Annotated in this window: 14 protein-coding genes and 1 pseudogene; 7 read left to right on the forward strand and 8 right to left on the reverse strand. The window is 72.5% G+C overall.

Annotated features, from left to right (window positions below; genetic code table 11):
- Positions 1 to 14: 14 nt before the first annotated feature.
- Both IB242_RS07345 and IB242_RS07350 read right to left on the reverse strand, forming a co-directional pair.
- Positions 15 to 791, reverse strand: a complete 777-nt coding sequence (locus IB242_RS07345; protein WP_192277493.1) for a response regulator — start codon at positions 789 to 791, stop codon at positions 15 to 17.
- On the reverse strand, positions 788 to 1,897 hold the full coding sequence (locus tag IB242_RS07350; protein ID WP_192277495.1) for a histidine kinase: 1,110 nt from the start codon (positions 1,895 to 1,897) through the stop codon (positions 788 to 790). The genes IB242_RS07345 and IB242_RS07350 overlap by 4 nt, the downstream gene beginning before the upstream one ends.
- A gap of 190 nt (positions 1,898 to 2,087) precedes the next feature.
- Between IB242_RS07350 and IB242_RS07355 the strand changes: the two genes are divergently transcribed.
- Entirely contained in the window at positions 2,088 to 2,486 is a 399-nt protein-coding gene (locus tag IB242_RS07355; protein WP_192277497.1) for a hypothetical protein, read from the forward strand.
- On the opposite strand, the gene IB242_RS07360 is transcribed toward IB242_RS07355, so the two are convergent.
- Both IB242_RS07360 and IB242_RS07365 read right to left on the reverse strand, forming a co-directional pair.
- Entirely contained in the window at positions 2,483 to 3,358 is an 876-nt protein-coding gene (locus IB242_RS07360; RefSeq protein ID WP_192277499.1) for a PhzF family phenazine biosynthesis protein, read from the reverse strand. The two genes, IB242_RS07355 and IB242_RS07360, sit on opposite strands and share 4 nt — an antisense overlap.
- A gap of 240 nt (positions 3,359 to 3,598) precedes the next feature.
- Complete coding sequence (locus IB242_RS07365; protein WP_192277501.1) at positions 3,599 to 4,609, reverse strand: DUF1028 domain-containing protein; 1,011 nt, start codon at positions 4,607 to 4,609, stop codon at positions 3,599 to 3,601.
- A 116-nt stretch (positions 4,610 to 4,725) separates the two neighbouring features.
- On the opposite strand from IB242_RS07365, the pseudogene IB242_RS20410 reads away from it, so the two are divergent.
- Positions 4,726 to 5,169, forward strand: a pseudogene (locus tag IB242_RS20410) (DUF188 domain-containing protein); the annotation flags it as partial.
- 78 nt (positions 5,170 to 5,247) lie between these two features.
- Here the strand turns inward: IB242_RS20410 and IB242_RS20415 are convergent.
- Positions 5,248 to 5,796: a hypothetical protein gene (locus tag IB242_RS20415; RefSeq protein WP_225540072.1), complete on the reverse strand. Its 549-nt coding sequence runs from the start codon at positions 5,794 to 5,796 to the stop codon at positions 5,248 to 5,250.
- A gap of 110 nt (positions 5,797 to 5,906) precedes the next feature.
- On the opposite strand from IB242_RS20415, the gene IB242_RS07375 reads away from it, so the two are divergent.
- A complete protein-coding gene (locus tag IB242_RS07375; protein ID WP_192277503.1) occupies positions 5,907 to 7,826 on the forward strand; it encodes a hypothetical protein in 1,920 nt (639 codons plus the stop codon).
- 6 nt (positions 7,827 to 7,832) lie between these two features.
- Here the strand turns inward: IB242_RS07375 and IB242_RS07380 are convergent, their stop codons facing one another.
- The gene (locus tag IB242_RS07380; RefSeq protein WP_192277505.1) at positions 7,833 to 9,101 is read right to left on the reverse strand and encodes an EAL domain-containing protein; all 1,269 of its coding nucleotides are present in this window, start codon (positions 9,099 to 9,101) and stop codon (positions 7,833 to 7,835) included.
- A 563-nt stretch (positions 9,102 to 9,664) separates the two neighbouring features.
- Here IB242_RS07380 and IB242_RS07385 point away from each other — a divergent pair.
- From IB242_RS07385 to IB242_RS07395, 3 genes are all read left to right on the forward strand, one after another.
- Positions 9,665 to 9,856 carry a hypothetical protein gene (locus IB242_RS07385; RefSeq protein ID WP_192277507.1) on the forward strand — a complete coding sequence of 64 codons (192 nt, stop codon included), beginning with the start codon at positions 9,665 to 9,667 and terminating at the stop codon, positions 9,854 to 9,856.
- Positions 9,857 to 9,904: 48 nt separating this feature from the next.
- On the forward strand, positions 9,905 to 10,042 hold the full coding sequence (locus IB242_RS07390) for a hypothetical protein (protein WP_192277509.1): 138 nt from the start codon (positions 9,905 to 9,907) through the stop codon (positions 10,040 to 10,042).
- 188 nt (positions 10,043 to 10,230) lie between these two features.
- Entirely contained in the window at positions 10,231 to 11,289 is a 1,059-nt protein-coding gene (locus tag IB242_RS07395) for an ROK family protein (RefSeq protein WP_192277511.1), read from the forward strand.
- A gap of 68 nt (positions 11,290 to 11,357) precedes the next feature.
- Here the strand turns inward: IB242_RS07395 and IB242_RS07400 are convergent, their stop codons facing one another.
- Positions 11,358 to 11,825: a peptidylprolyl isomerase gene (locus IB242_RS07400; RefSeq protein WP_192277513.1), complete on the reverse strand. Its 468-nt coding sequence runs from the start codon at positions 11,823 to 11,825 to the stop codon at positions 11,358 to 11,360.
- A 228-nt stretch (positions 11,826 to 12,053) separates the two neighbouring features.
- Positions 12,054 to 12,602 (reverse strand): DUF2058 domain-containing protein, encoded by a 549-nt coding sequence (locus IB242_RS07405; RefSeq protein ID WP_192277514.1) that lies wholly within the window; start codon positions 12,600 to 12,602, stop codon positions 12,054 to 12,056.
- Positions 12,603 to 12,738: 136 nt separating this feature from the next.
- Between IB242_RS07405 and IB242_RS07410 the strand changes: the two genes are divergently transcribed.
- Entirely contained in the window at positions 12,739 to 13,848 is a 1,110-nt protein-coding gene (locus IB242_RS07410) for a serine hydrolase (protein WP_192277516.1), read from the forward strand.
- Positions 13,849 to 14,078: the final 230 nt, after the last annotated feature.

Here is a 14,078-nt window from a genome sequence, read left to right on the forward strand (position 1 = left end):
GGCCGCCGTGCCGGTCAGTCGCCGAGCGTGGCCAGGCGCAGGAACGCCTCGCGCTGGTAGCGGCTCATCCGCAGCTGCTGGCCGTTGTCCATCGTCACCACGTGATAGCCGTTGAACCACGGATCGATGCCCCTGATCCGCGTCACGTTGACGATCGCCGAGCGGTGCACGCGCACGAAGCGGCGTGGATCCAGCCGGGCCTCCAGCGCGGTCATCGTCTCGCGCAGCTCGTGCATGCCGCCGGTGGTGTGCAGCTGCACGGTGTTGCGGTTGGCGCCGATCCAGATGATGGTGGCGACATCGACCAGCTGCACGCGCTCCTCGTGCCGCACCGGAATCCGCTCCAGGTGCCGCTCGCGCTGCTGCAGGCCGTCCAGGGTCTGCAGGATGCGCGCCATCGAGGCCGCATCGACGCCGCCTCCCGCGCCCGCCAGCCGGCGCCGCACGCGGTCCAGCGTATGGCCGAAGCGGTCGCGCGAGAACGGCTTGACCAGGTAATCGACCGCATTGGCGTCGAACGCGCGCACCGCATAGTCCTCGTAGGCGGTGACGAACACCGTCGCCGGCATCGCCGCGGCGCCGATCGTGGCGACCACGTCCAGGCCGGTGATGCCGGGCATCTGGATGTCCAGAAAGACCAGGTCCGGCTGTTGCGTGCGGATCGCCTCGACCGCGGCCACGCCGTCGCCGCACTCGCCGACGATCTCGATCTGCCGGTCCTCGCGCAGCAGCCGCAGGACCGCACGCCGCGCGATGGGTTCGTCGTCCACCACCAGCGCGCGCAGGTTCATGCCGGCACCTGCTGCGGCGCGCTGGCATCCTGCCCGGTCCGCCGCAGCGGCAGCCGCAGGCTGCAGGCAACGCCGCCGGGCACCAGCGGATACAGGCGCAGCTGCGCGGCCGCGCCGTACAGCCCGGCCAGCCGCATCCGCGTGTTCGACAGGCCGATGCCGTGCCCGTCGTGCGTGGCGTCGGCGGCGAGCGTGCTGTTGCGGTTGCGCACCTCGATACGCAGCTGGCCGCCATCGCGCCAGCAGTGGACCGCGATGCAGTCCTCGCCCAGGTTGCGGCCGATCCCGTGCTGCACCGCGTTCTCCACCAGCGGCTGCAGCAGCAGCCCGGGCACCGCCGCGTCGAGCACGTCGGGCGCGGCGTCGACCAGCGTGTCCAGGCGCTCGCCGTACCGGCGGCGGACGATGCCCAGGTACAACTCCAGCAGTTCGAGCTCGCGGTGCAGCGGGATCTCCTGCGCCTCGTGCTGCTCCAGGAACGCCCGCAGCAACGCGCTGAGCCGCAGCAGCATGTCCTCGGCCGCCGGCGTGTCCTCGTCCAGCAGGGTCACGATCGCGTGCAGCGTGTTGAACAGGAAATGCGGCTGCAGCTGGGTCCTGAGCAGCAGCAGCCGCGAGCGCTCCAGCTCGGTCGCGATGCGCTCGGCCTCCAGCGCGCGCCGGGCCTGCCCGGCCTGGGCGAGCAGCAGCTGCTGGAAGGCCAGCAACGCCCAGTAGGCCGGCAGCCCGACCGCGACGTGGCGGTTGACCAGCCGCCAGACCTGGTCGCCGTCGCCAGCCGGCGCGAACACCGAGGACACCAGCGCCCCCAGCAGCACCGCCAGCCCGGTGATGCCCACGCTGGCCAGCGCATGCATGCCCAGCGCACGCAGCCGCGGCGGGACGCCCAGCGGATGCAGTTCGCCGATCCGGAACACCAGCGGCGCCAGCAGCACCCAGGCCAGCCACTGGATCGTCCACGCGCCCAGATACCGCAGTGGCGAGGGCTCCCACATGGTGCCGTTGGACAGGTCGGTCAGCACGCCCTGCACCGAGAACACCACGATCAGGATCGCCAGCCCCAGGTGGCGGGACGGCGTCTGCAGGCGATCCAGGCGTGGGTTCATCGACGGCATCGGCAACCGGAACAGCCGGCATCCTAAGCGTCGCCCGCGTCGGCGGGAAAGCCCGCGACCGGCGCCGCTGCGATTGGTCCCGCCGCGACGACGACTGGTCCCGAAACCGTGTCGCGATGCCGGCCCAGGCGCTCCGATGCGCCCACGGACGCGCTGCGCGTCCGCCCATCGGAGATCCGTCATGCCCAGCCCCTGCACGCTCGCGGCGTCCACCCTCGCCGCCGTCCTGCTCGCCCTGCCCGCCGACGGCGCGGCCTCGGCGCGCGCCCGTCACTTCGAACTGGTCAATGCCAGCCGCGACAGCGTGGTGGCGGTGGAGATCGCGCCGCCGGGCGGCAAGCGCTTCCGCCCGCTGGCCATCGGCGAGCGGCTGCGTGGCGGTGGCGACGCGCTCACGCTCGCGGTCCCGGCCGGCGACTGCCTGCGGGACCTGCGCGTCGGCTTCCGTGATGGCACGCGCCGCGTCTACCACGGCATCGACACCTGCAACCGCCGCGGCCTGCGGCTGGGCGCGACCGATGCGCGACGCCCCGGGCAGGACCGGCCCGATACCGGCACCGCGGCCGCGGACCCGCGCTAGGGCCAGTCCACGCTGCCGCGGATCACCGGTTGCACCGCACCGCCGATCCAGACCTCGTCGACCGCGCGCACCAGCAGCTCCACGCGGCCGTCGCGACCGAGCTCGCGCCCCTGGCTGGCCAGGTAGCGGCCATCCCGCCCGGGCAGGCGGCCGGCGTCGGCCAGCCGCGCCGCGATCAGCGCATTGGCGCTGCCGGTCACCGGATCCTCGGGCACGTTGGCCGCATCGCCCGGGCAGAACGCGCGCACCACCAGCGCGTGGCCGTCGCGGTCCTCGCGCGCGTACACGGCCACGCCGGTGGCGCCGGTGGCATCGGTCCAGGCGGCGATCGCGGCGAAGTCCGGCTGCAGCGACCGGACCTGCGCGGCCTCCGTCGCCTCCACCAGCCACCACGACGGACCGTTGTTCCACAGTTCGACCGGGCAGTGCGGATCGGCGATCGCCTGCAGCGCGGCCGGGACATCGCCAGGCACCGCGGCGATCCGGCGCGCGGCCGGGCTGCGCAGCGCGATCCGGCGGCCACGGCCATCGTCCTGCACGCGCACCGGCAGCAGCCCGGCCGCGCACTGCTGGACCAGGCCACCGTCGCGCGGCTGCAGTCCGAGGCACTCGACCGCGGCCCAGGCCGCACCGACGCTGGGATGCCCGGCGAACGGCAGTTCGCTGCCGGGCGTGAAGATCCGCACGTGGTAGTCCGCCCCCGCTGCGTCCGGCGGCAGGAAGAACACCGTCTCCGACAGGTTCAGCCAGGCGGCGAGCGCCTGCATCGACGCCGTGTCCAGTCCATCGCTGTCGAGCACGACCCCGAGCGGATTGCCGCTGCCGCGGGTGTCGGCGAAGACATCGAGCTGCAGATAGCGACGGATGCTCATGTGGGGGCCTTGGATGGACTGCGCTGCATCCTACCGACCGCGGGCGGTCACCGGCGGTGATCGTGTTGCGTGACGCGTCACGGCGACGCTCCGACGACGGACAGGCGCCCCGCAGGCCCTGTCCGGCACCGGTTCGCCCGCTTGTGCAGCACCGGCCAGGCAGAAACGAATGCCGGAAATCACCGGGACATCAAATCACCGGGGCATCCGGCCCGATCCACACACCCGGTCCGCGCCGGATCAGCGGATGCCGGGCGGTGTGCCCGCCGGCGGTGGCTCGATCGGCGGTTCCTTCCGCTGCCGCCAGGACGCGACCAGCGGATCGTCGCGCAGCGGGGCGAACAGCGGCGCGCCCAGTTCGATCCCGGCCAGCGTCGGATTGAGGCCATGCAGCACGCCCAGGCAGTCGCGTGCGAGCGCGGTATCGCCTTCGCGCATCGCCAGCCGCGCCGCGCGCGCCCAGGTGCGGTCCCAGCCGTCGGCCAGCGCCAGCGCCTCGCTCACCGCGCGCCGACCGGCATCGGCGTGGCCGGCGGCATAGAGCCGCTCGGCCCGTGCAACCGCGCTGCGCGACAGCCGCATCCGGTACAGCCGGCCCAGGCGCGCGACCGCGTCGACGTCGGCATCCACGCGCAGGTCGACGTCGTTCCAGCCGCCGGCCCGCGTGCGCACCAGCAGCGCCGCCGACAGCTGGCCGCCGCGCTGACCACCGGCCAGTTGGCCGGCGTCCAGTGCGGCGAGCAGGCGCCCGGCCAGCGGGCCCTCCGTGGCCGCGAACGCCACGTGCATCGCCTCCAGCACCTCCGGCCCGACCAGGCCGTTGCCCTGCACGCTGGTGCCACCATCGCCCGACGCGCCCGCCCAGTGCGATCGCGCCGCGGTCGCGCCGGTGTACTGGGCATTGCGCCCGCGCGCATCGACCAGCCCGACCTGGCGCTCGGCGATGCCGCCGTCCTCGTCGCCGGCGTCTTCGTCCAGCAGCGTGCGCAGCGCCTGCGCGGGACTGCGACCGGACGCCAACAGGTCCAGGCCGCGCGGCCCGTGCGCGAGCCTGGTCTCGAACTGGCTGGCCAGGGCGCCGACGCCAGCCCGGGCCCACGGCACCGAGGCGCCGACCGCCAGATTGTGGGTGGCGACCGCAACCCCGCAATCGCCGCCGGCGTCGCAAGCGGCGATCGAGAACGTGGCGTGCGCGGGCACGCAGACCGCGGCGAGCAGCCAGGCGGCACAGCAACGGATGGACATGGACATGGCATGCACCTGCGGCGCGGACGGAAATCCGTTGGATGCACCTGGCGGCACCAGGGTTGGAGGCACGTCCGAGCGCAGGCGCCTGCATTGCGGGCCGCGCGGGCCGCCGAGCCCCGATGGCCGCGCCCACCACCCCCTATCCGGCCGATGCCGATGCCTGCCGCGCGGTGACCCGCGACATCCTGGTCCGCGCGGCCGGCGCGCGCAGGTGTCGCTGCCCCAGATCGTCAACCAGTGGCTGCGCACTTCGCCCGCGCGCGTCATACGCGCACTGCGGATCCAAGGCCGCTACGACGCCGCCGACGACGCGATGGGCGGGGGCCGGGCGGACGATCGGGCCGGGCGATCTCGTCGTCACCCGGGACATCCCGCTGGCCGCACGCGCGCTCGCATGCGGCGCAGAGGCGATCGATCAACGCGACGTGTGCTTCAGCGCAGGCACCATCGCCGGGCGCCCGTCGATGCGGAACTGCATGAAGGAGCTGCGCGGCGCGAGGATGCAGACCGGCGGCCCGCCGGCACTGCATGCGCGCGACCGGCAGGCCTTCGCTGCGCGGCTCGGTGCCTTGCCAGCACGCCGCCGCCAGCCTGCGACGGCCGCTCCCGCGACATGCGCCCCATGTCCGTGCGTGCGCCGCTCAGTACGCCAGCCGGTATTCGCAGCCGACCAGGGTGCTGCCCGGATGGCTGGTGAGGGTGCTGGCGGTCTGCACGACCTGCACCGACACGCCATCGCCGAGCGCATCGCGACGCACGTCGCGCACGCGGATATGGCCGGTCATCGGCAATGCGCTCGGCGCCAGCGCCAGCTGCCGTGACAGCGCCTCGAGCTGCTCGCCCTCGAGCACCGCCAGCAGCCCCTGGCCGGCCATCACGATGCGGTCGCTGGTCTGGCCGAACAGCGCGAACGGCTGCGGTGCGGCGAGTTCGACGATGAATGGGTTGTCGCCCTCGATCCGGCGCCAGCCGTCCAGCGCCGTCGGCAGCTCGGCATCGCCATCGAGCGCCATCAGCGCATCGGCAACGCGCATGAACTGCGCGCGCCCGGCCTCGCAGGACAGCACCTGCACCAGGTCGGCCTGCAGCCCGGCGGCATCGGCGTACACCGCGTCGCTGGCCTGCACGATGGGAGCGGTCGCGGCCGCGACGGCGAATGCAAACGGGAACACGACGCAGCGCATCGACATGGGAAGGCACCACCGCGACAGATGAACGGGCAGCCATTCTATGCACCGCACGCCCCACGGCGCCCGGCTCCGCTCTTCAAAGCCGTGGACGCAGCTCCCATACTTCCGCGATGGCTGTCCCCTACTACCTGCCGCTGACGCGCAAGACGCTGTCCGATTTCCTCAACGCCGGCACGATCCCCGCGCTGCCGGTGGAACGCGCCGCGCTGTTCGCCGCGCTGCTGCGGCTGGAAGGCAAGGCAGGCAGCGCCGGGCTGGGCATGCTGCTGTCGCAGGCGATGGCGCTGTTCGCTGCCGATCCGGACGCCGGTGCCGCCACCCTGCGCGACGCGCGCGCGGCGCTCGCCGGGGGCGACACCGCGGACCTGGTCGCGCGCCTGGCCGACCATGGCCTGCTGCTGGCCTCGGCCGAGCAGATGGCCGGCGACGCCTGGTCCGATGGCGACGGCCGCTACAGCGATCACTTCCAGACCGCGTGCCGCGCGATCCTGTCCGACTACACGGTCGAGTTTCCCGCCGACGGTGCATCGCCCGATGCCGGTCCGGACGGCGACCTGGCCGTCCGCGTGCGTACCGCGCTGCGCGGCACCCGCGACCAGGAGGTCGCCGCGCGCGTGATCGCCGCAGGCGCGGGCGAACACATCGCCATCGACGCCTATGCCGGCACCGGCAAGACCTTCCTGGTGCATGCGCTGGACCAGGCATTGAACGGTGGCTTCACCTACATCGCGCCGACCCGCGCCCACCTGCACGGATTCCGCCGCCATGCCGGTGCCGCCGCGGACAGCGGCCTGCGCACGCTCACCGTGTGGGAACTCGGCCACGCGCTGGCGCGCGACCACGCCAAGGCCAGCGGACTCGCGCAGGCACCACGCGTGGTGCCGTCCGGCTATCCGCCCGAGCGCCAGGCCGAGGTCGCCGGCATCGCCGCCGCCGGGCGGCTGTCGCCGGCAGCGGTGCTGCGGCTGGCACGGAAGGGACTCGATGCCTGGTGCCAGACCGCCGATCCGGCCCTGGAGGCATCGCATTTCCGTCGCGTGCGGCTGCCCGACGAGGTGCCGGCCGCCCTGCTGGTCGCCGCCGGCCTGCGCCTGTGGCGGGCGATGTTCCAGCCACAGCCGCTGCCGGGCCACGTGTTCGACGTCAGCCTGGACCACCTGGCCAAGTGGCTGGTGCTGGCCGATGCGCGGATCGCGCTGCGATACGGCACCCTGCTGGTGGACGAAGCGCACGACCTGTCGCACGCATGGCGGCGCCTGTTCGACACCTATCCCGGCGGCCACGTGCTGATGGGCGATCCCCACCAGCGCCTGCGCGGCCGCATGCCGCGCAGCGCGCAGGCCAAGCAGCTGACGATGGGCACCTCGCTGCGCACCGGCGTCGGCGCGGAGCGGCTGATCGAACACACCCTGCAGCTGGCGCCGGAGCGCGGCATCCAAGTGTCGTTCCTCGCCAGCGGCGACCACATCACCCGACGCAGGCACTACGCCGCGGCAGCCGATCTGCCCGGCACGGGGCTGCGCCTGTACGGCAACGAGTGGGCGCTGCTGGAAGCCGGCCTGCGGCTGAAGGATGCCGGCGCGCGCTACGCCTTCCTGCCGGCCAGCCGGATCTGGCTGGAGCGCAGCGTGCGCCGCGGCCTGGCCCTGCACCGCGGCGACCGGCTCGGCCCGGGCGAACGGGTCAGCGGCTGCAGCGACTGGGCGCAGCTGGGCGCGCGGCTCGAACGCCAGGGCCTGCAGCGGATCATCCGGCTGTTCGAACGCGGCTTCGAGGAGCGCGACCTGCTGGCGCTGTTTGCCGCGGCCGTCGACGAGACCGGCGCGGACCTGCTGCTGGGCCTGCTCGACCACGCCAAGAACCTGGAATCGGCCGTGGTGGCGATGGCGCCGTGCTGCTTCGAGGATGCCGCCGAGCTGCGCGGATTCCAGCCGGTGCATGCGGCCTATCTGGCGATGACCCGGGCGCGGCACGAGCTGTGGGTGCCGGGCGATGTCGGCGAACGGCTCGGCGCGATCGCCGGCAGCTGAGCCGGCTCAGCCCGGGTCGCCGCCGTCGCGCCCGGGCATCGCCGCGAGCTGGCGCTCGAACGTGTCGACCGGCACCGGCCGGCCGAACAGATAGCCCTGGAACAGGCCGCAGCCCTGCGCCTGCAGGAACCGGTGCTGGGCCGGGTCCTCGATGCCCTCCGCGATCACGTCCACGCCCAGGTCGCGGCCGAGCTGCAGCAGGGTGCGCGCGATGCTGGCCGCCTGCGCGTCGTGGGGAATCTCGGCGACGAAGGTCCGGTCGATCTTCAGTTCGGCCAGCGGCATGCGCCGCAGATAGGACAACGAGGAGTAGCCGGTGCCGAAGTCGTCCAGCGACAGGCGCACGCCCGCGTCGGCCAGCGCCCGCATCTTGGCCACCGCATCGGCCATGTCCCCCAGCAGCACGCTCTCGGTCAGTTCCAGGGTCAGCTGCGACGCCGGCACCCCGCTGCGACGCAGCGCCTCCAGGACCTGGCCGACGAACTCCGGCTGCTGCAGCTGCAGGCCGCTGACGTTGACCGACAGCCGCAGGTGGGCCAGCTCCGGTCGCTGCTGCCAGGCCTGCAGGCGTTCGCAGGCGCTGGCCAGCACCCATTGCCCGAGCGGCAGGATGAAGCCGGTTTCCTCGGCCGCCTGGATGAAGCCATCCGGCGCGACCAGGCCACGCCCGGGGTCGCGCCAGCGCAGCAGCGCTTCGGCGCCGACCACCATGCCGGTCGCATCGATCTGCGGCTGGTAGAACAGTTCGAAACGCCGCTCGGCCAGCGCGTCGCGCAGCGCCCGGTGCAGGGCCCGGTTGGCCGCACTCTGGCTCTCCTCCAGGTGCAGCACCACCAGCAGGCTGGCGACCACGCTGACCAGGTTCACCCAGATGCCCACCCGGCGCACGCCGTCCTTGATCGCGAAGTCGCCCGGCACCCCCTCGGGCATCGCCGCGAACACCACGAACGCAGCCAGGAACAGGCCGATGCAGCCAAAGCGCAGCCAGGCCGGCTCGGCGCGGAACACGTGGTGCGCGCAGGCCGCCAGCACCAGCAGGAACAGGTGGGTGGAACGCGGAATCGCCGCGGTCTGCACGTCCAGCAGCGCCGAGAACAGGCAGACGTAGACGAACAGCCCGATGAAGGCCATCCACGACGCGGCGCGCCCATGTCCGTGCCGTGCGGTCACGATCACCGCCACGCCCAGCAGCGCCAGCAGCAGTTCGGCCAGCGCCACCACCACCGCACCGCGCCAGGCGAAAAACGCCCCCCAGGCCAGCCCCAGGACCAGCATGATCGTTCCGGTGGCCAGCAGCAGAAGGCACGCACGCCGGCTGCGCCGCGATGCGTCGGCATCGTTTGGCCGGCTGGCCCGCACCGTTCTGCCGGTCCCGCTCATGGTCGTCCGTCCCCTCCGCCCCGACGCGCATGCTACGCCGCCCACCGGGGACAGCGCAGCCGCCGCGCGGAGCTCCGCCATCCAAAGCTTCTCACCATGCAGTGAGACGCAAAGATGCCGCGCCTTGTGTTTGTCGCGGGCCGCCCCAAGATAGGGGCAGGCCAGCGCATCGAGCGCGCGGCACCCGTCGCGTCCGGCCCCCCGTGCCGGCGCCCCTCATCCCGCACCCTGGCGGACCGCAGGTCGTCACGACCGGCTCGCCCTCCAGACGCGCCACGCTCCACGCGCCGCACCGCCCCGTCACGGGCCGGATCGACCGCAGCGCGACATCCCGGGCGGCAGCTTGGTCCGCCCTGCACTTCCGCCACGTCGGCCGGGGCCGCCGTGGTGCTTCCTGCCACTGGCCCGCTGTCCGCCATGTGGCGTCCCCCCGGCTCCAGAACGAGGAGAACGACGCAATGTCCAGCCGCAAGTCCACCCAGCGCAGTTCCGCCGCCAGCAAGGCCGTCGGCGTGTTGACCAGCGATCAGATCAACCGCGACCTCGCCGCGTTCCGCAAGGCCGGCGGGCGGATCGAAGTGCTCGGCAATACCCGCGTGTTGACACGGGTGGACGAACCCGCGAAGAAAGGCGGCAAGGGCGGCGCCTGATTCCGACCTGCGCCCTGTCCGGGGCGTGCACATCCTCAAGGAGACCCGATGGCCAAGCCAAACTATTCCTTCGAAAAACGCCAGCGCGAGCTGGCCAAGAAGAAGAAGAAGGACGAGAAGGACGCCAAGAAGCGCGCCGAGCGCGATGCGGCACGCGGCACTGCCGCTCCGGCCGAACTCGAGTAACGCGCCCCACTGAAGAAGCGCCATCGACCTGCGGGCCGATGACCGCGCCCTTCCGACGCCGACCCGGCGAGCGACGGCCCCAGGGCCGCCGCGCCGGGTCGACCTGTTGCATGCAGGCCGCTGGTGCGGTGAATCCGTCCCTCACCCGGCCGCAGCTAGCCTGAGCGCCCTTTCCAGGACGTCAGGCCATGGGCAAACGCACCGGCTCCGCTGCACGCGACGACCGCGGCAACCACGATGCAGTCCGGCTGCCCGGTCTGTCGATCGACAACTACAACCTCGCCATCCGCGATCCGGACGGCGACGGGTTTCTGGGCGACCGCGCCAGCCAGACCGCATTCCGCGAACTGCTCGATACCGCGCGCGCCCACCACCGCACCGGCAAGGATCCGTTCGGCAAGCGCACGCCGGCGCGCGAGCTGGGCAAGAAGGCGATCGACCTGGTGCTGATCGGCGGCGACCCGGATGCCGCGCATCTGGTGCACCTGGCCGTCGAGGAGTACGCGCGGCGCCTGTTCCACGTGGTCCAGGTGTTCCTGGCCCAGCCCGAGTGGGAAGGTGTGGAGCGCATCGTGCTCGGCGGCGGCTTCCCGGACAACGAGGCCGGCGGGCTGGCGATCCGCCGCGCGATCCGCCTGCTCAAGCTCGCCAGGACCGGCGTGGACCTGTACACCCTGCGCCACCACGCCGACGAAGGCGGGCTGCTCGGCTGGGTGCCGCTGCTGCCCGAACCGGTGCATGCCCACGAGGCGTTCCTGGCGGTCGACGTGGGCGGCACCAACATCCGCTGCGGCATCGTCCAGCACCGCATCGACAAGGACGCCGATGGCGCCAAGGCGCGCGTCCTGGAGCGGCTGCAATGGCGCCACGCCGACGATGAGCCCGACCGCGGCGAGGCGATCACGCGCCTGGCGGCGATGCTCAATGGACTGATCGCGCAGGCGCGCACGCTCGGCATCTCGCTGGCGCCCTTCATCGGCATCGCCTGCCCCGGCCGCATCGAGGCAGACGGCAGCATCCCGCAGGGCGCGCAGAACCTGCCAGGCGACTGGGAATCGCCGTTCAACCTGCCTGCGGCGCTGGCCGAACGCCTGGATCCGATCGGCCGTCGCCGGCCGCGCGTGGTCATGCACAACGACGCTGTCGTGCAGGGACTCAGCGAGCGTACCCGCATGCACAAGGCGGGACGCTGGGCGGTGCTGACCATCGGCACCGGGCTGGGCAACGCCAGCTACAGCAACCGCTGAGCAGGCGCCCGCAGCGCGCCCGGTCCCGTTCGCAACGGAACCGGGCGCAGCAGGATGCAGTCAGGCAGTCAGGCGGCCTGCACCTGGCCCTGCTTCAGTTCCTCGGCCGAGGCGTCGCGCACGTCGGCCACTTCCACCGCGAAGTGCAGGGTCTGGCCGGCCAGCGGATGGTTGCCATCGATGGTGACCGTGCTCTCGCCGACCTCGACCACCGTCACCAGCAACGGGCCCTGCCCGCCTTCGGCACGGAACTGCATGCCGCGCTCGATCGTGTCGATGCCCTGGAACACGGTGCGCGGCACTTCCTGCACCAGGCCGATGTTGCGTGCGCCATAGGCCTGTTCGGGAGCGACATCGACCTTGAACGCATCGCCGGCCTTCCTGCCGGCCAGCGCCTGTTCCAGGCCGGGCACGATGTTGCCGGCGCCATGCAGGTACCGCAGCGGCTGGGCCTGCGGCGACTGGTCGAGGACACGGCCCTCGTCGTCGGTCAGGGTGTAGTGGATGCTGGCGACGCGCGCGTCGGCGATTTCCATGGAGGGTCTCCTTGGACTGGGGGAAAGGAAGGGGATCGATACGGAGAAGCACCGGACGACACACGGTGAGATCGAACAGCGGTATCGAAAAAGCGTGGACCCACCTTACCCAGCGCGGCCGCGACATGCAAACGCGATGCTGTCGCGCGCGATTGGTTGTACCCGTGCGCATGCACGCGGAAGACGCGGGAAACACCGGAGAACACGCACGCTCGACGTGCGCCGCGCTTACCAGATCAGATCGTCCGGCACCACGAAGCGGCTGTAGTAGGCATCGTCCTCGGAGACCGGCTCGGCCGCGGCCGCGGATGTGCGTGCGTGGTCGAGCACGATCAGCGTCGCATCGCGCGCTTCGACCTTCTCGGCCACCGCGCGCGGCACCATCGCATAGCCTTCGCCGGCACGCACGATCACCAGCGCGCCCTTGGCCAGCTGGCGACGCTGCGCGTCGCCGACCAGGATGCTGCGGATCGCAGCGCCATCGGTGAAGCGGTAATCGAGTTCGCCTTCCGCGGCGACCCTGCCCTGCTCGACGATCTGGCGCGCCTGGGCGCGCTGTTCGGCCTCGCGCTGCTGCGCGTTGCGCTCCGCCTGCAGGGCGCGGTCGCGCTCGACCCGCTCCTGGCGCAGACGTTCGGCGTCGACCGCATCGGCATCCTTCGGCGTCGCCGGCGCCTTGCCCTGGCGCTGCTTGACCTGCTCGCGCGCGACCTGGTCGAGCTTGGACTTCTTGGCCAGGCCGGCTTTGAGCAGCTGTTCCTGCAGGGCGTTGCGCATGGTGCGGACTTCATCGGATGGGCGACGGCGATTGTAAACCCGCCTGCACCACCAGCGCCGCAGCGCACGACTTCATGCGCGGGCATGGCGGGGTCTATCCTGCACGCCCCCTCACCTCCAGCGGATGCGCTCCCCGATGCTGCCGATCCCACGCCTGACCCTGCTCGCCTGCCTGTTCCTGGTCGGCGCCCCCGCGCTGGCGGCCGATTACGTGCCGACACGCCACGACTGGGCGCGGCAGGCGCCGGCGGCGGCGGGATTCGATCCGGCCCGGCTGGACGCCGCGGTCGCCTGGGCCACGCAGCATGGCGAACAGCAGCCGGCCGACCTGCGCGACGCGCTGCTGCAGTCGTTCGGCCCGCGCGAGCCGGACTACCGCATCCTCGGGCCGGTCGGCCGCCGCGGCACCGCCAACGGCATGATCCTGCGTGGCGGCCGCATCGTCGCCGAGTGGGGCGACACCACGCGGCCGGAGATGACCTTCAGCGTGGCCAAGAGCGTGCTGGCCACGACCGCCGGCCTGCTGCACGACGACGGCCTGCTGCCGGACATGCAGCACCGCGTCGCGGTGGACGTGCCGGGTCCGTTGTTCGACGGGCCGCACAACGGCGCGATCACCTGGGCCCATCTGCTGCAGCAGACCTCGGACTGGAGCGGCACCCTGTGGGAGGTGCACGACTGGGCCGACCGGCCGGAAGGCGACGACCCGGCCAACCGGCCACTGCACGCGCCGGGCACGCACTACAAGTACAACGACGTGCGCGTGAACCTGCTGGCGCTGGCACTGATGGAAGTCCAGCGCGAACCGCTGCCGCAGCTGTTGCGGCGCCGGATCATGGACCCGATCGGCGCGTCCGCGGCGTGGCGCTGGCAGGGCTACGAGAACTCCTGGGTGACCATCGACGGCCTGCGCATGCAGGCGGTATCCGGCGGCGGCCACTTCGGCGGCGGTCTGGTGGTCAGCACCCGCGACCTGGCGCGCTTCGGCCTGCTGATGGAGCGCGATGGCGACTGGAACGGCCGACGCCTGCTGTCCAGCGCCTGGATCGACGAGGCCACCCGCCCCTCGCCGGTCAAGCCCGACTACGGCTACCTGTGGTGGCTCAACACCGGCCGTGCCGCGATCCCGGCGGCGCCGGAGAGCGCGTATTGGGCGTCGGGCTTCGGCGGCAACCATGTCTACATCGACCGCGAGCACGACCTGGTCATCGTGCTGCGCTGGACGCCCGATCTGCAGGCGTGGTGACGCGCGTGCTCGACGCGCTGGACTGAGACGTCGCGAGCACGCCACGGCACACGCCTGCAACGGCCTCCCGCAGGACGGTGCGGCATCGGCGGCGACGCACGTGTCGCGCGGCACCGGATGACGGCGCCATCGCCGCGGGCGCGCGCATCGTGCCGTTCCGGCCCGGCATCGGCTCGCCACGCGCCGTTCGCGCCAGGACGGACACACTGCCGGCGATCCCGTACTGGAGC

This window comes from Xanthomonas sp. XNM01 (genome assembly GCF_014851915.1).
Classification (GTDB): domain Bacteria; phylum Pseudomonadota; class Gammaproteobacteria; order Xanthomonadales; family Xanthomonadaceae; genus Pseudoxanthomonas.